General features: G+C 53.5%; 25 protein-coding genes. 10 read left to right on the top strand and 15 right to left on the bottom strand.

Annotation, left to right across the window (positions count from 1 at the left end; genetic code table 11):
* Positions 1 to 29 precede the first annotated feature (29 nt).
* Complete coding sequence (locus L9P87_RS10080; RefSeq protein ID WP_237444611.1) at positions 30 to 1,109, bottom strand: NAD-dependent epimerase/dehydratase family protein; 1,080 nt, start codon at positions 1,107 to 1,109, stop codon at positions 30 to 32.
* 108 nt (positions 1,110 to 1,217) lie between these two features.
* Complete coding sequence (locus L9P87_RS10075; protein ID WP_237444610.1) at positions 1,218 to 1,973, bottom strand: sulfite exporter TauE/SafE family protein; 756 nt, start codon at positions 1,971 to 1,973, stop codon at positions 1,218 to 1,220.
* A 169-nt stretch (positions 1,974 to 2,142) separates the two neighbouring features.
* Here L9P87_RS10075 and L9P87_RS10070 point away from each other — a divergent pair, with 169 nt between their 5' ends.
* Positions 2,143 to 2,511 carry a hypothetical protein gene (locus tag L9P87_RS10070; protein WP_237444609.1) on the top strand — a complete coding sequence of 123 codons (369 nt, stop codon included), beginning with the start codon at positions 2,143 to 2,145 and terminating at the stop codon, positions 2,509 to 2,511.
* 4 nt (positions 2,512 to 2,515) lie between these two features.
* Here L9P87_RS10070 and L9P87_RS10065 read toward each other — a convergent pair whose 3' ends face one another.
* From L9P87_RS10065 to L9P87_RS10020, 10 genes are all read right to left on the bottom strand, one after another.
* The gene (locus L9P87_RS10065; RefSeq protein ID WP_237444608.1) at positions 2,516 to 2,698 is read right to left on the bottom strand and encodes a DUF3094 family protein; all 183 of its coding nucleotides are present in this window, start codon (positions 2,696 to 2,698) and stop codon (positions 2,516 to 2,518) included.
* Between the two features lie 140 nt (positions 2,699 to 2,838).
* The gene (locus L9P87_RS10060; protein WP_237444607.1) at positions 2,839 to 4,641 is read right to left on the bottom strand and encodes an acyl-CoA dehydrogenase C-terminal domain-containing protein; all 1,803 of its coding nucleotides are present in this window, start codon (positions 4,639 to 4,641) and stop codon (positions 2,839 to 2,841) included.
* Positions 4,642 to 4,889: 248 nt separating this feature from the next.
* Entirely contained in the window at positions 4,890 to 5,153 is a 264-nt protein-coding gene (locus L9P87_RS10055; protein WP_237444606.1) for a hypothetical protein, read from the bottom strand.
* 27 nt (positions 5,154 to 5,180) lie between these two features.
* Complete coding sequence (locus L9P87_RS10050) at positions 5,181 to 6,194, bottom strand: type I asparaginase (RefSeq protein WP_237444605.1); 1,014 nt, start codon at positions 6,192 to 6,194, stop codon at positions 5,181 to 5,183.
* Between the two features lie 78 nt (positions 6,195 to 6,272).
* Positions 6,273 to 6,947 (bottom strand): dethiobiotin synthase, encoded by a 675-nt coding sequence (gene bioD / locus L9P87_RS10045; RefSeq protein WP_237444604.1) that lies wholly within the window; start codon positions 6,945 to 6,947, stop codon positions 6,273 to 6,275.
* A gap of 13 nt (positions 6,948 to 6,960) precedes the next feature.
* Positions 6,961 to 8,544, bottom strand: coding sequence for a malonyl-ACP O-methyltransferase BioC (gene bioC, locus L9P87_RS10040; RefSeq protein ID WP_237444603.1), 1,584 nt, complete (start codon positions 8,542 to 8,544; stop codon positions 6,961 to 6,963).
* A complete protein-coding gene (gene bioF, locus L9P87_RS10035) occupies positions 8,537 to 9,736 on the bottom strand; it encodes an 8-amino-7-oxononanoate synthase (RefSeq protein WP_237444602.1) in 1,200 nt (399 codons plus the stop codon). Before bioF ends, bioC begins: the two co-directional genes overlap by 8 nt.
* Before the next feature lie 8 nt (positions 9,737 to 9,744).
* Positions 9,745 to 10,800, bottom strand: a complete 1,056-nt coding sequence (gene bioB / locus L9P87_RS10030; RefSeq protein WP_237444601.1) for a biotin synthase BioB — start codon at positions 10,798 to 10,800, stop codon at positions 9,745 to 9,747.
* A 205-nt stretch (positions 10,801 to 11,005) separates the two neighbouring features.
* The gene (gene feoB, locus L9P87_RS10025; protein ID WP_237444600.1) at positions 11,006 to 13,324 is read right to left on the bottom strand and encodes a Fe(2+) transporter permease subunit FeoB; all 2,319 of its coding nucleotides are present in this window, start codon (positions 13,322 to 13,324) and stop codon (positions 11,006 to 11,008) included.
* Positions 13,324 to 13,581 (bottom strand): FeoA family protein, encoded by a 258-nt coding sequence (locus L9P87_RS10020; RefSeq protein WP_237444599.1) that lies wholly within the window; start codon positions 13,579 to 13,581, stop codon positions 13,324 to 13,326. The genes feoB and L9P87_RS10020 overlap by 1 nt, the downstream gene beginning before the upstream one ends.
* A 256-nt stretch (positions 13,582 to 13,837) precedes the next feature.
* On the opposite strand from L9P87_RS10020, the gene L9P87_RS10015 reads away from it, so the two are divergent.
* The 3 genes from L9P87_RS10015 to L9P87_RS10005 all read left to right on the top strand — a co-directional run bounded on the left by L9P87_RS10015 (position 13,838) and on the right by L9P87_RS10005 (position 17,645).
* A complete protein-coding gene (locus tag L9P87_RS10015; protein ID WP_237444598.1) occupies positions 13,838 to 15,358 on the top strand; it encodes an acyl-CoA carboxylase subunit beta in 1,521 nt (506 codons plus the stop codon).
* A 142-nt stretch (positions 15,359 to 15,500) separates the two neighbouring features.
* Positions 15,501 to 16,868 carry a molecular chaperone gene (gene yegD, locus L9P87_RS10010; RefSeq protein ID WP_237444597.1) on the top strand — a complete coding sequence of 456 codons (1,368 nt, stop codon included), beginning with the start codon at positions 15,501 to 15,503 and terminating at the stop codon, positions 16,866 to 16,868.
* A gap of 57 nt (positions 16,869 to 16,925) precedes the next feature.
* Positions 16,926 to 17,645, top strand: coding sequence for a phosphoribosyltransferase family protein (locus tag L9P87_RS10005; RefSeq protein WP_237444596.1), 720 nt, complete (start codon positions 16,926 to 16,928; stop codon positions 17,643 to 17,645).
* Here the strand turns inward: L9P87_RS10005 and L9P87_RS10000 are convergent.
* Positions 17,642 to 18,070 carry a hotdog fold thioesterase gene (locus tag L9P87_RS10000; RefSeq protein ID WP_237444595.1) on the bottom strand — a complete coding sequence of 143 codons (429 nt, stop codon included), beginning with the start codon at positions 18,068 to 18,070 and terminating at the stop codon, positions 17,642 to 17,644. The two genes, L9P87_RS10005 and L9P87_RS10000, sit on opposite strands and share 4 nt — an antisense overlap.
* A gap of 116 nt (positions 18,071 to 18,186) precedes the next feature.
* Between L9P87_RS10000 and modA the strand changes: the two genes are divergently transcribed.
* The 4 genes from modA to L9P87_RS09980 all read left to right on the top strand — a co-directional run bounded on the left by modA (position 18,187) and on the right by L9P87_RS09980 (position 21,978).
* Positions 18,187 to 18,966 (top strand): molybdate ABC transporter substrate-binding protein, encoded by a 780-nt coding sequence (modA, locus tag L9P87_RS09995; RefSeq protein WP_237444594.1) that lies wholly within the window; start codon positions 18,187 to 18,189, stop codon positions 18,964 to 18,966.
* A 73-nt stretch (positions 18,967 to 19,039) separates the two neighbouring features.
* A complete protein-coding gene (gene modB, locus L9P87_RS09990) occupies positions 19,040 to 19,726 on the top strand; it encodes a molybdate ABC transporter permease subunit (RefSeq protein ID WP_237444593.1) in 687 nt (228 codons plus the stop codon).
* On the top strand, positions 19,717 to 20,829 hold the full coding sequence (modC, locus tag L9P87_RS09985; RefSeq protein WP_237444592.1) for a molybdenum ABC transporter ATP-binding protein: 1,113 nt from the start codon (positions 19,717 to 19,719) through the stop codon (positions 20,827 to 20,829). Before modB ends, modC begins: the two co-directional genes overlap by 10 nt.
* Positions 20,830 to 20,865: 36 nt before the next feature.
* Entirely contained in the window at positions 20,866 to 21,978 is a 1,113-nt protein-coding gene (locus L9P87_RS09980; protein ID WP_354001895.1) for a serine/threonine protein kinase, read from the top strand.
* 22 nt (positions 21,979 to 22,000) lie between these two features.
* On the opposite strand, the gene L9P87_RS09975 is transcribed toward L9P87_RS09980, so the two are convergent.
* Positions 22,001 to 22,723 (bottom strand): acyltransferase, encoded by a 723-nt coding sequence (locus tag L9P87_RS09975; RefSeq protein WP_237444591.1) that lies wholly within the window; start codon positions 22,721 to 22,723, stop codon positions 22,001 to 22,003.
* 188 nt (positions 22,724 to 22,911) lie between these two features.
* On the bottom strand, positions 22,912 to 23,616 hold the full coding sequence (locus tag L9P87_RS09970; protein WP_237444590.1) for a hypothetical protein: 705 nt from the start codon (positions 23,614 to 23,616) through the stop codon (positions 22,912 to 22,914).
* 261 nt (positions 23,617 to 23,877) lie between these two features.
* Here L9P87_RS09970 and trmB point away from each other — a divergent pair, with 261 nt between their 5' ends.
* Both trmB and cysE read left to right on the top strand, forming a co-directional pair.
* Complete coding sequence (trmB, locus tag L9P87_RS09965) at positions 23,878 to 24,579, top strand: tRNA (guanine(46)-N(7))-methyltransferase TrmB (RefSeq protein WP_237444589.1); 702 nt, start codon at positions 23,878 to 23,880, stop codon at positions 24,577 to 24,579.
* Positions 24,580 to 24,649: 70 nt separating this feature from the next.
* On the top strand, positions 24,650 to 25,435 hold the full coding sequence (gene cysE / locus L9P87_RS09960) for a serine O-acetyltransferase (RefSeq protein ID WP_237444963.1): 786 nt from the start codon (positions 24,650 to 24,652) through the stop codon (positions 25,433 to 25,435).
* Positions 25,436 to 25,440: the final 5 nt, after the last annotated feature.

Raw genomic sequence — 25,440 nt, 5'->3', positions numbered from 1 at the left:
AAGAAATAAAAAAAGGGGTTTCCCTTTTTTTATTTTCCCATTGCCTTCAGCATATCCTGATACAATGCTTTATAATAAGGCAGACACTGTTGCATCCCCTCGGCGGTTGTATATATCGGCTGATAACCCAGGTGCTGTTGTGCTTTTTCAATACTAAAATAGTTGTCGATACAGATACGCTCAACAGCCAATGGCGGCTGTGGAGGCTCAGGCAACCGCAGCCATTCATGGGCTTTCTGCCACACCGTCAGCACTCCTTTGACCATGCCGTAGGATATTGAGCGCTTAGGGTATGGATAGCCCAGCGCCTCGATGACGGGGCGAGAAAACTCCATCATATTGACCGGCTCATTGTCGTTAATAAAATAAGCCTCGCCGGGGGAGTTACCCGCGTGATTCAACTGCGACGCCGCCAACAGTTTTCCGTGAATAAGATTGTGTACATAGGAGTTATCTAACCTGGCACTGCCATCGCCGACCCTGAACTTTAACACCCCTTTAATCAGCTGCTCTATCAACCGTTTAAACATGGTTTGATCACCGGGCCCCCAGATACCGCTGGGACGAATAGCACAGGTATACAGACCATCCTTACCGTTATTTGCCAGCACATAGCGCTCAGCCTTGGTTTTTGTCTCGGTGTATAAGTCGCGATAGCGTTCCACATAACTCAATGTTTCGTTGCCGCTGCTAATCGGCTGACCGTCGATTACAACACTGTTTGAGCTGGTATACACCAAGCGTTTAACACCGTGCTTAAGGCAGCCGGCAACAATATTTTGAGTACCACCTAAATTGATATCGTAGGACAATTTCCGGACACTTTCTGAGACACTATTCGATGCACGAATTTCAATAATAGCAGCGGTATGAAACACCGTATCGATACCTTTACAGGCCTCGATCACTAAGTCACGGTCACAGATATTACCCTGAATCTTCTCAAGGTTAGCATGTTCAATCGGGCAGCAAGCTAAATCAAGCACTCTCACCTGACACCCTAAATTCAACAACGTATTGGCAAGATTCTGACCAACAAAACCCGCACCGCCGGTCACCAGTACTGTACCCAACTGTTTTGGTCCGTCAATATTTGCTTGGCTAGTCACGATAAACACCCTATTTTTTGTTGTTATTTTTACTGTCTGAGTCGATTGTTATAAAATTTGCGCCACAGCTCAACTTAAGTAGAAAAAATTTACACTTTTGCTTTTTCTTCAGCCTATCAGGCCAACGACTCCCTGATACAGTAGACGGCCACCGGCCACCATCAAAAAGAAATAACACAGCCGGTATACCCAGACCTCATCAACCCGGTGCAGTAGATAGTAGCCGAGGCGGACACCTATCGGCGCCAGTGGCAGCAATATCAGTGAGGTCCAAAGATTGGCGCTATTGAGCTGACCCAGCCAGGCATAGGGGATCAGTTTGACGATATTGATAACGGCAAAAAATACAGCCATCGTCCCCATTAACACTTTTTTATCCAGCTTGAGCGGCAGTAAATATATATTCACCGGGGGCGCACCGGCATGAATACCAAAGCTGGTAAAACCGGCGACCAAGCCCCAAAAGCCACCCTTAGCCCTGCTGGTTGAACCAGCCTCTACACGGGGCCTGGCCAGGTAATAATTGGCGCAGAATGCCAACGATATAACGCCGATCAACAGCCGAATGGCATCCTCTGATAAATAGCGAAAACCAAAGCTGCCAATAATCACCCCCAACACCGCTCCCGGCAGGAGTATCGCCAGCTGCTGTTTGCTGTATTGCCCGCGAAAGCTCCACAGCGCCACCAGGTCCATTGCCACCAACAAAGGCAACATAATAGCTGCAGCCGTAACGGGGTCCGACACCATGGCCAATAGCGGTACAGATATCACTGAAATACCGCCGCCAAAGCCACCCTTGGCCATGCCAAAAATCAGCACAGCAGGGATTGCATACAAGTAGAAAATTGGCTCATTAATCATTATTAAATCTCAGTAGATTGCGCCCTGCCTAATTCACTGCGCGCCGAAAAAGTTGATTATATGTTAAACAATGCACAGATTCCGAAAGCGTATATTTACTCGACGATATTTTCCCTTACAATCAGCCATCATAAAGTCGTTAGAATAATAATCAGGCAGATGTCTTCCCATGTTCATCACTGTTCCAGCTCAACGTTATTGGCGATATAAGGCACGGCACTACGCTATGTGTTGCGCTATTGTGACGCTGATTTTCAGTGGTGGCAGTTTTGCCGAACAGGCCTTTCCAGCGCCGCAGGTTGAGTCGAGCAAATCCCGTTTTAACATTGCCGACACCTTCAATTACCTACTATTCGATCAGCATCGCGACCAACGTATTGAGCAACAAGAGCCGGCCGCCATCGACTTGATGCCGCTGTTTTATAAGCTGAAGAATCTACCCTATAACGGTGAGAAGTGGCGTTCTAGTACGCCCGATGATGTCGAGATTGAAGCCCATGAAGAAGGCCTCGAAATAGAAATGAAATGGCAGTTTTAATCGCCTAATAAATACCGTTCATTCGTGCCAAAAAAATACTGCAAACACTTAATAAACCAACAATCGCCAATAAGCCCAGCAGTAAACGCATCGGTTTAAAGGGTGGCCTTTCTGTTTTATTAAAACCCGAGCGACAATACTCATCGACCCGCTGTTGATCTTCCTCGTTTAACTTATTCTCTTCCATCGAACTCACGCTTTGTTGTTTTTATTCATCCTAGCCTGATTACTTTTTTACGGCAATAAAAAAGCGACAGTCCGAAAGAGTGAGGAACTGCCGCTTAGCAAGCAAACCCGCTGCTAGGCAGCGGGATTATGACCTGGGGTTTAGAAGTAAAATTCTTCCTCGTCCATTGCCATTAATACATCTGCACCTGAAACCATGGTGGTTGCCAATGATTCGGTACGTGGCAGAATGCGGCTAAAGTAGAAGTTGGCTGTCTTTAGCTTAGCCTCATAATATGCGGCATCGCCTTCACCGGCTTCTAGCTTATCCTGAGCAACCTTAGCCATCTTGGCCCAAATATAGGCAAATACGGCATAGCCTGAGTACATCAGATAGTCGACAGAGGCAGAACCTGCTTCATCTGGGTTTTCACCGGCAGCAGCACCAATCTGCATGGTCAACTCGCCCCACTGCTTATTGATTGCCTTCAACGGTGTCAGGTAAGGAGCCATTGCTTCGGTATCGTTGGCCTTGGCGAACTCATGAACAACCTTGGTGAAGTTCATCAGTGCTGTGCCGCCTGTACCCAAGACCTTACGACCGATGAGGTCGAGGGCCTGAATGCCGGTAGTACCTTCATACAACATCGAGATGCGTGCATCACGAACGATTTGCTCCATGCCGTGCTCACGGATAAAGCCGTGGCCACCGAGTAGCTGAACACCGATGTTGGCGTTTTCGAAGCCGGTCTCCGTGATAAATGCCTTGGCGATAGGCGTTAGGAAGGCCAACATACCATCGGCTTCTTTGCGCTCTTCTTCTGTCTTGCCAAGCTCGGTCTTATCAACCAACGTGGCACACCAGTAAACCAATACGCGAGAGGCTTCAACCAAAGACTTCTGGGTCAACAGCATGCGACGAACATCGGGATGAACAATGATTGGATCGGCTGGGCCGTCCGGATTTTTAGGGCCGGTTAATGAACGCATCTGTAGACGTTCTTTGGCGTAAGCCAAGCCACCCTGGAAAGCCGCTTCACCGTGTGACAAGCCCTGAGTTGCAGTACCCAAACGAGCAGCGTTCATAAAGGTGAACATCTGACGCAGACCGATGTTTTCCGCGCCTTCGCCAACCAACACGCCCTTGGCGCTGTCGAAGTTCATCACGCAGGTAGAGTTACCGTGAATACCCATCTTGTGTTCGATAGAGCCACAGCTGACGCCGTTACGATCGAGCAAGTTGCCTTCGGCATCGACATTAACCTTTGGCACGATGAAGAGAGAGATACCCTTGGTACCCTCTGGAGCGCCTTCTACACGGGCGATAACCATATGGACGATGTTCTCGGCCATATCGTGCTCACCACTGGAGATAAAGATCTTAGTACCGGTGATGGCATAGGTGCCATCGGCGTTTTTAACAGCCTTGGTACGTAGCATGCCTAGGTCAGAACCGCAGTGTGGTTCAGTCAGACACATGGTACCAGTCCAGGTACCTTCAAGTAGTTTTGGCAGGTAAGCCGCTTTCTGTGCTGGGCTACCATGCTCATCGACGGTGGCAACAGCGCCGTGGCTTAGGCCAGGATACATTGACCAGGCCCAGTTAGCAGAACCGGTCATTTCGTTGATGAAAACAGCAATCGAGCTAGGAAGACCCTGGCCACCGAACTCTGGATCACCTGACAATGATGGCCAGCCGCCCTCAACAAACTGCTGATAAGCTTCTTTGTAGCCAGGCGGTGTGGTCACACCCTCGGGAGACCAAGTACAGCCAATCTCATCGCCGTCACGGTTACAAGGAGCAGCAACACCTTCCGCAAACTGTGCACCACCTTCGATGATGGCGCTTAACAGATCAGGTGTTAAGTCTTCTGCACCTTCCAGTGATTCATAATGCGCATTAACGTCGAGTACTTCATTCAGTACGAAGTTGATCTCTTTTAAGGGAGCTTTATAGTCTGGCATTGTTGGTCATCCTCAGATTTTGTTGTCGGCAGAATGTAGCTGACAATCTTTTTCGCTGCTGCAATTTAAACAAATAGCAGCGCTGTTTGATGTAGTGTTGTTGGTGCTAACATTAGGTAAAAAGGAAAGAAGCCGCAATTACCTTTTAGGTAAGGTCGTTCGAAATAGGATAAATATTAATTTAATACAGTGACTTACAACACCTTACGGCATCCCTGCCTGATAAAACCAACAGTTTGAGCGCTGAATTACTGCCCCGCAGACGACTTCTGCTTTAGACCCATTACCTGTAACACGCCGAATATGAGCACCATTACGCCGTTTTTCAATGGCTTATCTGTTGCCCATATCTTGGGGAAGAAATAGAAAAACTCGAAAATATGTGCCGCTATCAGCACCAAGCCAATATAGTGCAGAGTGATGTATGCAAATTCAGGAGATAGCTGTAGCGCAATCCAGTTCAAGCCCAGTGTCGCCCACAGGGCCAAGAGTAGTAATTTTCCAACAATCACAGTGACAATCCTTACTATTATTTTTTATTAGCTTAACTCACCGGCGAGGTCGATGACCAATTTTTCCAGCACATCGTCGCGACAAGTCTCGCTCGACAGCAGGTAAAATAGCTTGGTGAATGCCGCCTCGGTAGTCATATCGAAACCCGAGACAACACCAACATCGGCCAGCGCCACCCCCGCCGCGTATAGCGACAGATTAACGCTGCCCTCTGGCGGCTGCGTCACCGCCACGATCACCACGCCTCGGTCGCTGGCTGCTTTTAATTCTGCCATTAATGCCGCATTGCCGTCGGGGCCATTGCCGGCACCGTAGCACTCCAAGACCAAACCCTGCAGCGGCGGCGCCAATATCGCCCGCAATACTGCCGGTTTCAGCCCCGGATAGAGTTTGAACACGCCCACATCCGCAGCCTTTGCTGGCAATTCGGCCAGCGCCGCTGTACTAACAGCCTGATGGCTTTTTAACCGCAGCTCAATACCGGCAATGGCCAATGGCGCCACAGCGGGGCTGGCAAACCCCTGATAGGTGGTGGCGCTGACTTTAGTGGCACGGTTACCCTGCAGCAACACGCCGCCAAAACACAGCGATACGCCGCTGAGTTCAGCCCGGTATTGCTCGATGAGCATCAACGTCGTGAGGACATTGTCGACGGCATCGTTACGCTGCTCTTGCATCGGAATCTGCGAGCCTGTAAATATCACCGGTTTGTTTAAGCCGCGCAGCATAAAGGAGAGCGCCGAACTGCTATACGTCATGGTATCGGTGCCATGAACAATGACAAAGCCATCGTATTGATCACGGTGCTGAAACACACTGTCGGCAATTTTTAGCCAGTCACTGGGGGTCATATTGGAGCTGTCGAGCAGCGGCGCCAGCTCAATGATATCGACGGCCGGCAGCCCCTCGCCCTGCAGCGCCGGCTGCCCTGCCATCAGCTGCTGCAGATACCCCGAGGCCGGAGCATAGCCCTTATCGGTCTTTTTCATTCCGATGGTGCCACCGGTATAAATCATTAACACCTTGGTCTGGCTAGACATTCAATCCACTCTTGTCGTTATTTCGTTTATTAAACCATAGCAAAGCGACACCCTTTACGTCATGCCAATACCACACGATTAAGCCGGTGGCAGGGTCAAGTATTCCGCCACGGCGGTCGGGCTGCAATCCTCTAAAAACGGCACCACACCAAGACAAGGGGCAGCTATCAATGCCCGCAACGTCATCAGGTTTTCGTCGATATTAGCGGTACTGGGCTCGATGATATTGGCCACCCAGCCAGCAATCTTAATGCCGTCACTGGCAATCGCCTCGGCGGTCAACAGTGCGTGGTTAATACAGCCTAATTTAACGCCGACCACCAGAATCACCTCAACATCCAGCTCTTTCGCCAGTCCTGCCAGGGTTTCTGTCCGATTGAGCGGCACCCGCCAGCCGCCAGCACCCTCGACGATGGCAAAGTCATTGGGGGTAAAAAAAGCACCGCGGATATAACCGGCTAACTGACTGTTGGTCACCCGACGATTCTGCTGCATCAGCACAATATGGGGCGCAATGGCAGGCTCTAACGCAATCGGGTTGACCACGTCGTAGTCGAGTTCGACACTGGCCGCCGCCTGCAAGATCTGCGCGTCATCATTGCGTAAACCTTCGTCTGTCTGTTGGCAACCCGCCGCTATCGGCTTCAAACCAATGCTGCGCTTACCCGCCTTATTAGCGGCGGCCAACAAGCCGGCACTGACCACTGTTTTACCGGCATCGGTATCGGTGCCGGTTACAAAATACTTACTCATCACTGTTTCTCTGTTAATGACGGTTTAATAACTCGGCGTATAACACCCGATAAGTCGCCGGCAGCAAGCCTTGCTGATTGCGGAAACACTCGTAGCGGGCTCGCAGCGCTTTGACCCGTTGACGCCCCGTCAAGCCATCAGGCCTGCCGCTGTTTACATTGTGGGCGCCAATCGCCTTCAGCTCGCCGGTGAGCTGTTTCAGCTGCTGGTACTGCAGCGTAATCGTCTGCTGCTGCCAGTGTGTCGCAGACAGCTCCGCCTGCTCGACACAGTCGAGCCAGTGCTGGTTACTATCGAATTGATTGACGTGAACATAATCATCCACCGCCGCCCAGGCCTGTTTTAATTCCGTCAGCGTGCCGTCGAGCAGCGTCGAAAAATAACAGCGACCACCGGGCTTTAACACCCGACGAATCTCGCTGAACAGCCTCGGCAAATGCTGGCACCACTGAATCGCCAGACTGGAATACATCACATCGACACTGTTATCGGCAAAGGGCAGCGCCTCGGCATCGGCGGCCAACCATTGCCCCGCCTCGCCAACACCGCTGTGCTGACGGGCATAATCGAGCATCCCCTCGGCGATGTCGACACCGATAAATCGCGCCTGTGGATAAGTAGTCGATAGCCGCTGGCTGATATAGCCCGTGCCGCAGCCTAGGTCGACGACGACAGCCTCTGCACCCAGACTCAAGCCTCCATCGATGGCGGAAAATAAATGATCGGCGATATCTCGCTGTAACTGCGCCGAGGCATCATAGCTATCGGCGGCGCGACTAAACGATTGCGCCATTAATTGCTTGCTGCGGCAACAGGCCAGCGATTGGATAAAACGCTCCAACTGCTGACACAGCACCTCGTCACTGTCGCGGAATAGTTGATGACAGCCTGGCAGCACCACACTGTCTGTAAGTCGCTCGGCAGCCGCCGCCGGCACCAGGTTATCGGCATCGGCAAATATCGACAGCTTCGGCATTAATAATTGCTGATAACAGTGGCGCTGATCGACTCGACCCAGCATGGCCAGGCTGTTTTGCAGCGTCTGTTGATCCGCCGGCGGCTGAGTATGCCCGCGGTCAGCCCTGCGCCACTGCCGCTCGTTCGGCGATCCCTTTAGCTGCAGCGACTGAAACAACGTCAGCGTGGACGCAGGGTTAGCCTGCAACGACTGGCTGAATTGTTGATAGGTGTCTGCCGCCATCGCCGCCGGGTAGTCGTCGCTGGCAACAAAGCGCAGATTGGTGGCAACAGTGGCCACCGCCAACACACGCTCGGGGCTGTGTTCGGCCAGTGACAGGGCGATATTGCCCCCCAGCGACCAACCGATATACACCGCCTGATCGGGCAGCTGTGCCAATAGCTGCTCCGCCAACTGCTGTTGGTCCTGATAATCGTTATGCCAGTGTCGGTTGCTGCCGTAGCCCGGCAGATCGAAAAGGTAAACGCAGTAATGCTGCGACAGCTGCTCGGCCAAGCCCTGCAATGATTGCTTTAGGCTTGCCCAACCGGGAATCAACACTAATTTGGGCCGGTGCTCGGCGCCAAAAACATCGATGACCGGCTCGATGATGGCCGCTGTCTTCACCGTCTCATGCATGATCGAGTTCCCCACGGCCGTCGGCGGCGGCCACCTCGGCCAGTGCCAATAGCAGCTGTTCGACCTGCTCCTCACTGTGCGCCGCAGTCAGCGTTATACGCAGCCGGGCACTGCCAGCGGCGACAGTGGGTGGGCGAATAGCGCCAACCCAAAAACCGCGCTGCTGCAGGGCTCGACTATAGGCCATCGCCTTACCCGCATCACCGATTAACAGCGGCTGAATCGCCGTCGAGGACGGCATGATATCGAGGCCTAACTGTTCGGCACCGCGGCGAAAAAAAGCGATTAAATCGGCTAAGTAGCCACGTCGCCAACTCTCCGTCGACAACAATTTGATACTGGCGCGCGTCGCCGCGGCGACCATGGGTGGCATTGCCGTGGTATAGATATAGCTGCGTGAGAACTGAATCAGCGTCTCGATCAATTCGTCGCTGCCGGCAATAAAGGCACCGCTGCTGCCCAGCCCCTTACCCAACGTCGCCATCAATATCGGCAACTGCTGTTGATCGAGATGGTATTGGTCGGCACAACCGGCACCGCTGCCGCCCAGCACGCCGAGACCGTGGGCATCGTCGACCATTAACCAGGCATCGTGTTTGGCGCAGGTTGCCGCCAGCTCTGGCAATGGCGCGATATCGCCATCCATACTGAATACGCCATCGACGACGACCAACTTTCGGCCCTCATCGGCGCAGCGGCTTAGCCGCTTGTCGAGCGCATCGACATCATTGTGGAGAAAGCGCTGAAAACGGGCACCGCTCAACAGGCCGCCATCGATTAACGAGGCATGGTTAAGCTTGTCTTCGAAGACAAAGTCGCCCTTGCCGACCAGCGCCGTTATCGCGCCGAGGTTGGCCATATAACCGGTGGAAAACAACAGCGCCCGCGAGCGACCGGTGAGTTCGGCCAGCTCTTCTTCCAGTGCATGATGCTCGGTCGAATGGCCACAGACTAAGTGCGAGGCACCGCTGCCAACGCCATAGCTGTCGGCGGCCAGTCGCGCCGCTTCGATCAATTTAGGGTGATTGGCCAGGCCAAGATAATCGTTACTGCAGAAATTCAAACAGCGCTGACCGTCGACCACAATCTCCGCCCCCTGGGCAGAGGCGACAGTGCGGCGTTGACGGTATAGCTGTTGTTGTTGACGCTCTGCGAGTCCTTTGGCGAGAGTTTGCTCTAGGGATGCAGACACGACACCTCCTAAGCGCTGGCGGCGTCGTAGAAAACCTTATCCATCGCGACATCGTTGACCGTCTGCTCTAACGAGGCAGCCAAATCTTCTTCACGCTGTTGGGTCGGTAGTTTCTCGCTGTTAATACCCAGACGATCAAACAGTTGATGATCGTGGTTTTCGGTCGGGTTCTTACAGGTTAGAAGCTTCTCACCGTAGAAAATAGAGTTTGCACCGGCCATAAAGGCCAGGGACTGCATCTCATCGTTCATGTCTTCACGGCCAGCCGACAGACGCACCATGCTCTTGGGCATCATAATACGCGCCACGGCAATGGTACGGATAAATTCGAACGGGTCGATTTGATCGATGGTGCCCAGATCGGCCAGCGGTGTGCCCTCTACCTGAACCAGCATATTGATCGGCACGCTGTCCGGATGCTGGGCCAAATTGGCCAGCGACTTTAACAGACCGCAGCGGTCTTTGGCCTCTTCACCCATGCCGACGATGCCGCCAGAGCAAACCTTCATGCCAGCGCTGCGAACATTAGACAGCGTGTTCAAGCGATCGCCATAGGTGCGGGTAGTAATAATATCTTCGTAGTATTCTTCCGAGGTGTCGAGGTTGTGATTGTAGTAATCCAAGCCCGCCTCATTGAGTTCTTCCGCCTGCTCGCCGGACAACATCCCCAGCGTCATACAGGTCTCCAAGCCCAGCTCCTTAACACCGCGCACCATGGCGGTGACATAAGGCATGTCTTTCTTCTTCGGTGAACGCCAGGCAGCACCCATACAGAAGCGGGTGGCGCCGGATTCCTTCGCCTTGCGTGCCTCGTTGACGACTAAATCGATCTCCATCAGCTTCTCTTTCTCGAGGCCGGTGTCGTAGCGGTTACTCTGCGGACAGTATTTACAATCCTCTGGACAGGCACCGGTCTTAATCGACAACAACTGGCTGATCTGCACTTCATTGGGGTTGAAATGCTGACGGTGAACCACCTGGGCCTGAAACATTAAGTCATTGAAAGGCAGGTCAAAAAGCGCTTGGATCTCAGCGATATTCCAGTCGTGGCGAAGTTCAGTCATCGTTATTCTCTACAATAGTGATTGCTTTCGTGGGCCTCACAGCGCTCTAGATCAGGGGGCGAGGCGGCAAAATTAGTCAAAATAATAGCCGCTATGTTAGCGCCCACAGCGACGCTGTCAACCAAAAACAGGGCGCCCGGTTAACAACGAAAGACTTCCTACCGTAAATAGAGCATGGCGGCCCGGATAACACGGCGCGGCTGTGTTATGACAACTGCACCACCGGTATCAGGTTGTTGTGTTTATTACTGACCCGCGCGTGACGCAGCAGTGCGTAATAGCCACCAACCAACAGCGTCATCATTGCCACTATCCACAGCGAGGCCGACAACGGATGTTGCGTAATGCGAGCAAACTGATAAAACATGACCGCAATGGTATAGGCCGACAGGGTGTTCCAGGCGGCACTGTAGGCCGCCCAATAACCACCTGATTCCTTATAAATGGCGCCGAGTGTGGCGACACAGGGCATATACAGCAGCACAAACAGGCAATAGGCAAAGGCCGCCGCCTGACCGTCGAACATCTGCCGCATCAGCATCAATGTCGACACCTCGATATCCTGCTCCAATGCCGCCGCCGACTCATCACCCACATCGCCGACATCCAATCCTAACGGGTCTGCCAGGCTGCCACTGACATCGGCGAGGTTGTCACCGATGGAAGCCAGGGCCTGTTTGAATTGCTCGCCGGCATTGAACACCGCCTCCTCCGCGACACCACCATTATGCTGCTTCGCCACCTCGCCATACAGCGTATCCAACGTGCCAACCACCACCTCTTTGGCGAAGATGCCAGTGAACACACCAACCGCCGCCGGCCAGTTATCCTCCTTCATCCCCATCGGTTCAAATACCGGCACGATCGCCTTGCCGATGGCCGACAGTGCCGATTGCTCGGTATCCTGATTACCAAAGCTGCCATCGACACCGATCGAGTTGATGAAATTCAAGCACACCACCACGATGACAATGGCCTTGCCCGCACGCACAATAAAACCTTTTAAACGCTGCCAAGTCAGAATAAACAAGCCCTTCAGCGTCGGCATGTGGTAGTTGGGCAGCTCCATGATAAATGGCGATCGATCGCCGGCGAACAGGTAGCGGCGCAATAACAAGCCGCACACCACGGCCAGCGCCATACCGATAAGATAGAGGGCAAAGGCGATGTTCTGGCCGTTGCGGGGGAAGAAGGCGGCGGCAAATAAGGCGTAGACCGTCAGCCGAGCACCGCAGGACATAAAGGGTGCCATCAGCGTCGTCAGCAATCGGTCGTTGCTGCTATCGAGGGTGCGCGCCGCCATTACCGAGGGTACATTGCAACCAAAGCCGACAATCAGCGGCACAAAGGATTTACCCGGCAGGCCGAGTCGCTGCATCAGGCGGTCGACAATAAAGGCCGCCCTCGCCATATAGCCAAAGCCCTCTAAGAACGACAGGCAGAAAAACAACATCGCAATCACTGGGATAAACGAGGCCACCAGCTGCAAACCACCCCCAAAGCCATCGGCTACCAGCGCGATAAACCAATTGGGTAGACCAATAGCATGCATTGCCAAACGCGGGTATTCAACAAACAAAATATTGGCACTGATATCGAAAAAGTCGATAAAGGCACTGCCGATATTAATGGTCAGGGTAAACATCAAATACATCACCGCCAGGAACAGCGGAAACGCCAACCAGCGATTGAGTACCACGTCGTCGACCCGCTCAGAAAAGGTCTTGGCCGGCGGATCGACCACCACAGACTGCTTGACCAGCGCACTGATTACCTGGTAACGAGCGCTGGCCATTGCCATCGCCGTATCGCCACCGAGGGCCAACTGGCAGTTTTCTAGTCGCTCACCGGCGGAGGCATCGGCCAGCGATATATACTGCGCCCTTGCCAAGTCATCCCCCTCCAGCAAAGCAGTCACCAATAATCGACTACTGGTCGCCTCAGCAGGCAGGGCATGACTCAATGTTTCAATGTGCTGGTCGACACCGCCGCCAAAGACAAAGCTGTTACCGCTGGGGCGCTCGAACTGATGCTGTATCACATCAATCAAACCCGTCAGCCCCTCTTTACGACTGGCAACAATGGCCACCACCGGGCAGCTAAGTTGCTGGCTTAAGCTGAGCGGGTCGATATGGACGCCATGCTTGTCAGCCACATCCATCATATTCAATGCCACAACCACCGGTATGCCGCTGCTCAACAGTTGAGTGGTTAGATAGAGTCCTCGCTCAATTGAAGAGGCATCGATAATGTTTAACAGGACATCGGCCTCGGCGCTGGCAACATACTGCTGAGCGACCTGCTCATCGAGCGAGTCGGCATCGGCGCCGGCAAACAGAGAGTAGGTGCCGGGTAAATCGACCAGAGTAAAGTCCGTCGCCGCATGCTGAAAACGGCCCTGTTTTTTTTCAACCGTCACCCCCGGCCAATTACCCACACGTTGGCGGGCGCCGGTCAGGGCATTAAACAGGGTGGTCTTGCCGCTGTTAGGGTTGCCGACGAGGGCAACAGTGGCTTTTCTCATCACTCTGCCCCCACAGCATTAATCAACGCGACTTGGATTACCGCCGCCTCATCGCGGCGCAGGCTGAGACTGAACCCTCGCAACCTGATCTCAATCGGGTCACCCAGCGGCGCCACGCGCACCAGGCGAAACTCACAGCCTGGGGTAAGCCCAAGACACATTAATTTACGCCGATAGCTGGCGGCCTGCTGTTGATAACCCACAATGCGCCCGTGACTACCGACGGCGAGCTGAGAGAGCTTAATCATTCCATCCATGCTATTACACCTTTCACGACGAGTAATCTTTGAATACAACTAACAATAAAACAAATGATAATCATTAACAAAAATACAAGCTTGGTTCTGGATCAATAAAACCCGACAAAGCATGTGGTCATGCTCTGCTCATGACAGTTACCAAATGGTGAATGCCAACCGCTGGGGGGGGTTATATACTGACAGCCATAGCTCGATAGCGGGCAAACTTAACCAACGCAATCTGCGGGTGCCACGCCCGCTCTACGGGGTAACCATGAGTACAGCCACCGACAACAGTCTGCCAGCAGAGTGGGCAGAACTGATTAAGTTTTTCGAGCAACAAAACGCGCAAGCCAAGGCCATGGGTCGGCCAGAGAAAGTACAACAGCGCCGCGATAACAACCTACTCAACGCCCGCCAGCGTATTACCGCCCTGGTCGATGACGGCAGCTTCAACGAGATTGGCGCCCTGGTCGGTAGCATCGAACACGGTGGTTTGCCCGCTGCCCCAGCCGATGCCTTAGTCGGCGGCCTCGCCACCATAGACGGTCGACCCGTGGTCGTCGGCGCCGAAGATGCCACCGTCCAGGGCGGCTCGATCGGACACGGTACCCACTCGAAAAGACTGCGCCTGGCCAATATCGCCCATCGCGAAAAAGTCCCCATGGTGATGCTGTTAGATGGCGCCGGTGAGCGTGCCAGTAACGCGCTGCTACGCCATCCCTATGCCCCCAACGATATGCAGGAGATGGCGGCACTGTCACGCAAAGTGCCCACCATCGCCGTCGTCATGGGCGCCTCAGCTGGCCACGGGGCGATTACCGCACTGCTATCGGATATTGTCATCATGACCACCGAGGGCGCCATTTTCTCCGCCGGCCCGCCGCTGGTGGCGGCCGCCATGGGGGAGATCATCAACAAGGAAGACCTCGGCGGCCCAGCAGTACACTCTCGCAGCGGTGTGGTGCACAACGTGGTCGAATCCGAACAACAGGCCTTCGACTTAGTCCACCAATACCTGTCTTTTCTGCCCAGCAACGGCTGGCAATATCCACCGCAGGCCGACACCGACGATAGCGGCCAGCGTCGTCTCGATCAGATTCTTCACACCCTACCCCGCGACGGTAAACAAGCTTATAACGTCTACAAAATCATCGAACAACTGGTCGACAATGGCCTATTCCGCGACTTCAACCCCGACTTCGGCCGCTCTATCGTCACCGGCTTTGCTCACCTCGGCGGTCGCCCCGTCGCCATCGTCGCCAACCAACCGTCAGTGATGGCCGGCTCGATCACCCACGAGGCTGCCGAGAAAGCCGCCTACTTTATCGACCTCGCCGACAGCTACCACCTGCCGGTAATCTTCCTCGCCGATAACCCCGGGGTGATGTCGGGCAGTGGCGCCGAGAAAGCCGGCACGCTGCGCTCCGCCGCCGCCATGTATGCCGCCCAGTGCAAGCTCAGCACGCCCAAACTACACGTTACCCTGCGCAAGGCCTACGGTTTCGGCAGCTCGTTAATGGCTATGAACCCCTTCGACAATCAGACCATCAGCTTTGCTTTTCCCGGCATCGCCCTCGGCGGCATCCCCGCCTCTGGTGGTGGCGCCGCCGCCAAGATGAGCACCGAAGAGCAGGCTTTTTTTGAACAGGTAGAGCGCGAGGGCTGGCTGAAGGTTGCCGATACGCTCGGTTACGATGAGGTGATCGACCCACGGCAACTGCGCAATAAGCTGTTGGCTGGCCTCGATATCAGCCGCGAGCGCAACAGCCAGCCGGCAACCCCTAAGCGCTAGCTTAGTCATGGTGCCGTCATCGATTTGCTGGCGGCACCGAGCATCGCAATCAAAACAACAATCCACCTCAAGCCGCACTGGCCTACGGCAGAGCACTGTGCTATTTTCGCCGGCTTTTCTGTCTTTGCGCTTTAGGTGTTTCATGATTTCTGGCTTTGACTACGGCACGTCCAACTGCGCCATTGGTGTTATCACTCCACAACAGCAGGTTGAGCTGCTGGCCATCGAACAGGGCCAACCCTTTATGCCGTCGGCACTTTATGCCTTAGAGCGTGAATTCATCAGCGAGTTTGTCGGCCAACAAATTGCCAATAAAGAAACTCAGCAGGCCTTTATTCAGCGCCGCGGTGCCACCCTGGCAATGGCTCAACAACTGCGTCAACGTGAGGGCATCGGCGCCACCGAGCAGACGCTGTTTGTCGGCCGCGACGGCTTCGAGCAGTATATTGCCGAACCGGAGGAGGGCTACTTTATTAAGTCGCCAAAATCCTTTCTCGGTGCCAGTGGCTTACGGCCTGAGTTCGTCGACTTCTTCGAGGACATCGTCTGCGCCATGATGCTATCGGTCAAGCAGCGTGCCGAGGCGATCAGTCAGCAGGCGATTACCCATACCGTTATTGGTCGGCCGGTCAACTTTCAAGGCCTCAATGCCGATAAGAGTAACCAACAGGCTCAGCAAATCTTAACCGCTGCAGCGCAGCGAGCCGGCTTTCAATCGGTGGAGTTTCTCTATGAGCCCATCGCCGCCGGCCTCTCCTACGAGACCAAACTCGAAAAAAACAAGACCGTGCTGGTAGTCGACATCGGCGGTGGCACCACCGACTGCGCCATGGTCAGAATGGGGCCGGATTATCGCCACAAGCAAGATCGTAAGGCCGACTTTCTCGGACACAGCGGCGAGCGTATCGGCGGTAACGACTTAGATATCCAGCTGGCCGGCAAACATTTAATGCCCTTGTTTGGCATGCAATCGATGCTGAAAAACGGCCTGCCGATGCCGACCCAAACTTTTTGGAATGCGGTCAGCACCAACGATGTTGGTGCCCAATCCGCCTTCAATAGCCAGCAGACCAGCCAGCAATTACAGCAGCTGATGCGCGACACCATCGAGCCGCATTTGCTGGCACGATTTATCGACCTGCGCGACGAGAAACAAAATCATCACCTGGTTCGCAGCGCCGAACAGGCCAAGATTGCGCTCTCTGACCACCACCAGACCAACGTCGACTTGAGCTATATTGAATCGGCGATGAGTCATACCGTTAATGACCAAGATTTTACCGAGGCCATTCAGCGGCCGATGGCCAAGATGGTGGCACTGATGGATGAGGCAATTAGTCAGGCTGGCGTTCAGCCCGAACTAATCTTCATCACCGGAGGCTCGGCTAAGTCACCGATGATACGACAGGCGATTGAACAACGTCTGGGCCAGATTGACATCGTCGATGGCGACCACTTCGGCAGCGTCGCCGCCGGTCTGACGGTCTGGGCACAGAAAATTTTCAAATAAGCGCTATCGTTAACAAAACGCCAAACAAACAACACCAGCATGCCAAGGATGGCCCTGATGAACAGTTTGACCGCGGCTCTGCGCCGCTATATACCACACCACTGCGAGCTGTGCTTAGAGGCCGCCGATAAGACGGTTAATATCTGCCGCCGCTGCCGAGAACAGGTGATACGCCATGGCCACTATTGTCGCAGCTGTGCCCTGCCGCTCACCGCGACACACCTCGACCACTGCGGCCAATGCCTCAGCCAGCCACTCAGTATCGACCGCTGCATCAGCCTCTGCGATTATTGCCCCCTTGTCGCCGCGCTGATCCATGCCATCAAATACCAACAGCGAAAACCGATCACCAAATTACTCAGCCAATTGCTGGCGGAGTCTGTGCTCGAACAGTACCGGCACGATGTTTTACCCTCGCTGCTACTGCCGGTGCCGCTGCATCGGTATAAGTTATTTAGCCGAGGCTTTAACCCCGCTCAGCAGATTGCCGACGTAGCCAGTCGTGAATTAAAGCTAAAAATGAGCAGCAACGTATTACGCAAAATAAAAATCACCGCCGACCAACACGGGCTCAACAAAAAGCAGCGGCTAAAAAATCTTAACAACGCCTTTGACTGCCGCTACCAACTAGCGGGGCAGTCTCACATTGTCATCATCGACGATGTGATTACCACCGGCACCACTGCCAATACCATCGCCGCGCTGCTGAAAAAGCAGGGCGTTAAGCGGGTCGACTGCTGGTCGCTGGCGAGAACGCCCAGCCCGCCAATCAGCTAGGCATTGGGGCTTTTTAATACCGACATCGTCAAGCGGGATTCACACACCGCCTTGCCCTGCTCATTGGTAATCGCGATGTTCCACACCTGGGTAGAACGCCCAATGTGCACCGCCGTCGCTCGGGCAGTCACAACACCACTGCTGACACCACGAATATGGTTGGCATTAATATCTAAGCCGACAGCGTAATAACCTGGCGCATTGGCCATGGTGGCAGCCACACTGCCAACCGTCTCGGCCAACACCACCGAGGCGCCACCGTGCAGAATACCCATTGGCTGGTGGTGACGCTGATCAACCGGCATGGTGGCGACCAGATAATCACTGCCAATCTCGGTGATCTCAATACCCAACAGCGAGCAGATAGTGTTCTCGTTAAATTTATTGATGTCTGCTAACACCAGCGGCGTTTTCCAAATGGACATGATATTTTCCTATTATTAGTCTGCCGTTACTGTAATGCTATTTGTGCGATACTTAAACGTCTATAGTCAGCAACCCGGCTATCAGCCCTATTATTGCGACATTATAAGAGTCAATTTTGCCCAACATCGCCTGCCGCCTCATCGCCCTAACTCTGCTACTCAGTGTCGCCATGCACAGCCATGGCCAATCGTTACGCGTTGCCGTGGCGGCAAACTTTAAGCCGGCCCTCGAGCTATTGCAGCCCGAATTCGAACGACAAACCGGCATCAAGCTGCGCCTATCGGCCGCCTCCTCGGGGGTGCTGTTTGCCCAAATCAGTCACGGTGCCCCCTTTGATGTTTTCCTCTCCGCCGATGTTGATCGTGCTGAGGCACTGGAAACGCTGGGCTTGGTCGTTGCCGGCAGCCGTCAAACCTATGCCTTCGGCACCATTGCCCTCATTAGCAAGCAGGCTGATAGAACACAGGATGAACTCATCACTGATATCTCCAACAGTGCCGTCGGTCGTCTCGCTATCGCCAACCCACAAACCGCCCCCTATGGTGTTGCCGCGCAACAATTGTTGAGCTGCTGGCAGCAGCAGGCTGTTTTCGCCCGCGCCGTCAGAGGCAATAATATCGCCCAAGTAATGCATTATGCCGCCACCGACACCGTCGATATCGCTGTTATCGCCCAATCGCTATGGCCAGGGTTCAACCGTGTTGTACAGCAGCCATGGTATTTATACCCGGTACCCAGTGACTGCTATCAGCCACTGGAGCAGCAATTGGTTATTCTACAAAGCAGCCGCAATACCGCCGCCGCCAAGCGTCTGGTGGCGTTCCTGCTCAGCGCCGAAAGCCAGCAGGTAATCGCCGGCCAAGGCTATCTGCAAGCACAGAGTCAAACTCGGTGATATACTGAGAAGTCGCTGATAGCACTGTATTTTTCAGCCACATCAGTCAACCATCACCGTCAAAGGTATCAACTTGCTGTCAACCGACGACTATCTTGCTATTTATCTCACCCTGCAATTAGCAGCGACGACGACGGTGGTGTTGCTGTTGATTTGTATTCCCTGCGGCTGGTGGCTGGCCAATAGCCGCTGGCGCATCAAGCCTCTGCTGGAAGCCATTATTGCCCTGCCGCTGGTACTGCCACCGACGGTCATCGGCTTTTATCTGCTGGTTATGATGGCGCCGCAGGGGGTGATTGGCCAACTGTGGGGCGGTCTATTTGATAGCACTCTGCCGTTCAGCTTTACCGGCTTGCTAATCGGCTCGGTAATATACTCGCTGCCCTTTGTCATGCAGCCACTGCAAAATAATTTTGAGCGTATTCCCAAAGACTTATTAAACGCCGCCGCAACCATGGGGGCCTCGCCGCTGGACCGCTTTGTCACCGTGGTCTTACCACTGTCTAAGACCAGTATTATCACCGCCGCCAGTCTCGGCTTCGCCCACACAATAGGAGAGTTTGGTGTGGTGTTAATGATTGGCGGCAATATCCCCGGCGAGACACAGCTGATTTCCATCGCCCTGTTCGACCGCGTCGAAAACCTGCAGTACCAACAGGCGCATATCCTCGCCGCTGGTTTAATGATTTTCTCGGTGGTCACCCTGGTCTTACTTTATAGCCTTAACAGCAACAAACGGGGGGGCTCGATATGGAAGTAACACCACTGTTATCCGCCGACATTACCCTGCCGCTGGCCAACTTCGCGCTGGCTGCCGAATTCACCCTACGTGACAACAGTATTACCGCCTTATTTGGCCACTCTGGCAGCGGTAAGACCAGCCTGTTAAAAGTGCTGGCCGGCTTCGATAAGACTCCGGGCAATAACGTGCGGTTTAAGGGCCAGCCATGGCAGGACCAACAACACTTTGTCCCCTGTCATCGACGTCACATTGGCTATGTTTTTCAGCAACCACAGCTGCTGCCCCACCTGACGGTACTGGACAATCTGCGCTATGCCTATCGTCGTCGGTTCCATGATGACGGCCCGTCAATTGAAGAGCTTTGCCGGTGGTTGGCACTCGACGATCTGCTGTCGCAATACCCTGGCAGCCTATCCGGCGGCCAGCAGCAGCGTGTTGCTATTGCCCGCACGCTGGCCTCTAACCCAGCGCTGATTCTGATGGACGAGCCGGTATCCGCCCTCGATGCCGACAGCCGCGAAGAGATTCTGAATTATTTAGAACAACTGCACCGTCGACTGTCGATTGCCATTGTCTATGTCAGCCATAACATCGAAGAAATCCATCGCCTCGCCGATGACGTGATCATTCTGCAGCAGGGCAAAATAGTGCAGCAGGGACCGGTACTCGAACTCGCCAATCTGTTAGACTCGCCGCTGCATGGCAGGCAGCATACCCTGCTCGAAGCCGAGGTGTGCCACTACGATAGTCAGTGGCAGTTAACCACGGTGAATATTGGCGACAATCAAACACTGCAACTGAGCAGCCACCCGACCACCATCGGCCATCGCCTACGCCTGCGTATTCCCGCCAGCAATGTCAGCATCACCCTGGCCGGCGGCGATAATAGCAGCAGTATTATTAACTACCTCGATGCCCGTATTATCAGCATCGATGAAGACGACCGCGGCAGTGCCCTGGTTCGTCTTGATGTGCAGGGTCAGCCACTGCTGGCTAAACTGACTCGCAAGTCGGTCCACCAACTGCAGTTAACACCACAGCAACAGGTGGTCGCCCAAATCAAAGGGGTGGCCATGCTCAGCGATCAGGCCCGAAACATCAGCGATGCCAGTACGCTATAAACAGTTTACGATTTCACAGCGGGAAAGATATTAGCGATGACCAACAGCCAGCCACCTTTTGATGACGAAGACGACTTTGTTGATGACAGCGATATCAACGGCAATGTCGCCGAGCCTGAAGACAGCGGCGAAAGCTATGATGATGAGGTTAACGATGCCGCCATCAACGCTGATCATCCCTTCTATTCTCTGACCCCCGATACCGTCATCGATGCGGTGGAGTCAACTGGCGTTTTTAGCGACTTTCGCATCATCCCTCTGAACAGTTATGAAAACCGTGTGTATCAGGTTGGTATCGAAGATCAGCAGCCGGTTATTGCCAAGTTTTATCGCCCCGGCCGCTGGCGCGACGAACAAATTTTAGAAGAACACAGCTTCACCCAAGAACTGTTCGATGCTGAGCTGCCGGTGGTGCCAGCAGTCATCGACAAGCAGCAACAGACCAGCCTGCTGCACCATGGTGATTTTCGCTTCAGCCTGTTCGAGCGTCGCGGCGGCTATGCGCCGGAGCTCGACAACCTAGACCACCTCTATCAGCTCGGCCAAACCATCGGCCGCATCCATGCCGTCGGCAGCCAGAAAAACTTCGACCACCGCATCGCCATCAACTTCGATTTCTATGCCGCCGACAGTGTGGCGCTGATCAAGAGCCGATTTATCCCCAAGGAGTTACTGCCAGCCTATGAAGGCATTACCGATGAGCTGCTGGCAGAGTTAAAGCAACAGTGGCAACTCAATCAAAAGCTGACTCAGATCCGCCTGCACGGTGACTGCCACCCCGGCAACATTCTATGGCGTGACGACTGTCCACATTTTGTCGATTTCGATGACTGCCTTACCGGCCCGGCGATTCAAGATTTGTGGATGATGCTCAACGGCGACCGCAATAATCGCACCGCGCAATTATCCGAGATCATCGATGGCTATAACGAATTCTTTGAGTTCGACCCGCGCCAGATCAGGCTGATCGAAGTACTGCGTAGTTTTCGTATTCTCTACCACTGCGCCTGGTTGGCGAGACGCTGGCGCGACCCAGCCTTTCCGATGCACTTCCCCTGGTTTAATACCGAACGCTATTGGGCGCAACATATTCTCGAACTAAAAGAACAACTCTGCGCCCTGCAGGAAGAGCCGTTGACGCTGTTTTAATGACCCGCAAGAAAGGGATTAGCTAGTCCTTGTTGTTTGGTTTAATCAGGGTGCGCAGCCAGTTAAAAAAGCCGTTGCCCTCCAGCACCATTCGGTCTAAGCCGTCGAAGTATTTGGCCTGCTCTGCCGGGTTGGCGAAGTACTCTCGGCGAGTCACCCGCTCGATCGAACTGTCCAAATGCTTAACCACCTTGGCGGGGTTACCTGCCACCACTACATTGGCCGGCACATCCTTGCTCACCACCGCATTGGCGCCGACAATACTGTTCTCGCCGATGGTTACTCCCTTCAAGACAATACTGCTATCGCCTAGCCAAACATTGTCATGCAAGATGATCGGTGTGACTTTTTCATCGCGCTCAGTTCTATCGTAAACACCGTGCCAGTCGCTGTCGGAAAGATACACCCCGTTGGCCATCATGACATTATTGCCAATGATAATTTCATCGCTGGCCGACAACCTAACACCGGGGCTAAGCAGTACATAATCACCAATACTAATCTTGCCGCTGTCGGGCTGTCGCCCCCAGACACCGATTTTTACTGGGCTGTATTTCTCGGCGACGATGGTGACGCACTTACCAATGGTGATATTGGGGCCATTAATATCGACATACCAGGGTTTCATGATCGTATGATGAGCGCCCAGTTCATCACAGGCCGGACGCAGAAAGTGCTCGGCATACCAGTAACGAAACTTTAAGTATGTTTTCTTCACCCAGTAGGGGCGACGATCTTGGCGCATGGCGGTAAACCTAACAACGATGGATAGTCCGGTTATCATCGTCGCTCAGGCGGTGACTGTAAATAGCTCGGGCTAACTTTCACTCGATTTTCCTCGCCCTCTAAGGGGGGCAGAAAGGGATATAACTTTCATATAAATTGATCTTAAGAAAGCAAGGAGTTAAATCCTTGCCTCTATTCAATTGCGAATCAGTTAGCCGTTACTTTTTGCTCAGTAGTCACTACAGATTTAAGCTTGGCCATGGCTTGAATTCTATCTACGCAATAAGTCACCGACTTACCAAGCTCTTCTCTAAGCCCGTCTCCGTTTTCTAGGTCCTTATAGCTAGGCGCTAAATTAGTATCCTCATATTCTGGTATGTGCTGACAAAGTTCTTCCGCGACAACCGCTCCAGAATGTGTGTCAATCAAGCGCGCATGGGCGGTATAAAAGACACGATAGCTATCCCAGTCTGAAGGAAAATAAATACTATTCCAGTTAACTGTTCTAACATCCAAGATAAAGTCATACTCACTATGTTTTTCAAGCAAAGCGGGAATTTCATTTGTGTCGGTATAGACTGAATCGTTATATGAAAATTTCATATTATGATTGTCCTGCAGGCCTTGCGCCAGTTTCTCTGCAATATCAACTGCAGGATCAGCAATCTCATTTTTTTCTATCATTGCATTGCCATTAGAAATTGCGGTGGCAACTCCCAGCATACCAAACTGTACATTCACAGGAGTTTGAGCCATAAAGCTAGGCTTTTCACTATATCTGGTGATAGTAACGCTCTTATCTTGTAAAACACTAGACTCGTCAATTGTCAGCTCGTTTGTTTTTATCGTTGAACAACCCTGTAACAGAACCATTATGAAAGAGGTGACCAGCAGCAAAGATTTTCTATTCATTTTTCATCCTTTAGTATTTTTCTTATATAAATTTTCTTAGCAGCTCCGATAGTTCCTAACGAAAAACATGAGCCGACGAGTAAAATACATGGAAAAACAATCCATTAAAAGGCTCTCGCCATATCCCGCCTAAAAATCACCAAATTAATCAGCCTAGCTTCACCTGAAGCACTCATTCTTTTCCCTTATCAAATAGCGCCCTACAAGCAAACCTCAACGCAAGGGGTTACAATAGCGTTTTTGCTTGCTGCGAGCAGTTTAATGGTTGATCATACCCCAGCCCTGGCCAATTCTAAGATCGTCACCAGCAACCGTCAGGGGCTGCATGAAAACCTCGACAAGGTGGTGCTTAAACACCTGCGGCACACCTTTAAAAAACCGATTGCCGAGCACAGCCAACAGGCCTTCGACTCTATCGCCAAACGGGTCGATGACCACCGGGGGCCGCTGGTCTTCGACTCCTGCTGTGGCATTGGTGAATCGACGGCCAAACTGGCCGAGCGCCACGGTGACGCACTGGTCATCGGTGTTGACCAATCTGCCCATCGCCTCGACAAACACAGCCTGCATTTCGACAGCCGCGACAATGCCATTTTACTCCGCGCCGACTGTGTCGACTTTTGGCGTCTGGCCTTAAGCGCCGGCTGGCGGCCCTCGCATCACTATCTGCTCTACCCCAACCCCTGGCCTAAGGCGCACCATCTTCAACGGCGCTGGTATGCGCATGCGGTCTTCCCAGCACTGCTGGCACTCGGCGGTCAACTCGAGTGCCGCAGCAATTGGCTGCTGTATTTACAGGAATTTGAGCGCAGTCTGGCGTTGGTCGACACCCCGGCGACGATTCGGGCCCTCGACGCTGCTGCACCGCTGACCCCATTCGAGCGCAAATACAGTCAGAGCGGCCAGCAGATTTGGCAGCTCAAGGCCGCATTACTCGATGATTATTCGTCATTATTAGGGTAAAGTGAGCCAGAATAATGACTTTCTCCGCGGTTTGTTACCGACCGCCGTCGACTCAACAAGAGAGACCAATGTGAGCAGCCAACCCGATACTATTTGGCAACATATTGTAGAAGAAACCACTGTCGAGGCTCAGCGCGAGCCGATACTGGCCAGTTTTCTACACGCGACCATTCTTAATCACACCTCGCTGGCCTCATCGCTCAGTTTCCACCTCGCCAGCAAGCTAGGCAGCCCGGCTGCCCCGGCCATTTTGCTTCGTGAGGTCATTGAGCAGGCCATCGCCGAAGACGACAGTATTTTGTCGGCTGCCCGCGATGACATTAAGGCTTTTCGTCAGCGCGACTCCGCCTGCCATGCCTGCGCCACACCGCTACTCTACTACAAGGGCTTCCACGCGCTGCAGGCCCATCGCATTGCTCACTGGCTGTGGCATCAGGGCCGAGTGCCAATGGCGTTATTCTTCCAGAACCGCATCTCGATCGCCTTTGGCATCGACATCCACCCGGCGGCGAAGGTTGGCAGTGGCATTATGTTCGATCACGGCACCGGCATTGTCGTTGGCGAAACCGCCAGCATCGGCAACAATGTGTCGATTATGCACTCGGTTACCCTCGGCGGTACCGGTAAAGAGGCCGGTGACCGCCACCCCAAGGTCGCTGACGGCGTGCTGATCTCCGCCGGCGCCAAGATACTCGGCAACATCCATATCGGCGAGGGAGCTCAGGTTGCCGCCGGCAGCGTGGTATTAAAAGATGTTGCGGCACATACCATTGTCGCCGGCGTACCGGCAAAAGAAATTGGCAAACCCTGCTGCGCCGAACCGGCCCTGTCGATGGATCACTCGATCAAACCTTAATAACC

The organism is Sinobacterium norvegicum (assembly GCF_923077115.1).
GTDB lineage: Bacteria > Pseudomonadota > Gammaproteobacteria > Pseudomonadales > Sinobacteriaceae > Sinobacterium > Sinobacterium norvegicum.
The sequence above is the reverse complement of the archived record's forward strand: the minus strand, read 5'-3'. Positions and strand labels throughout refer to the sequence as shown.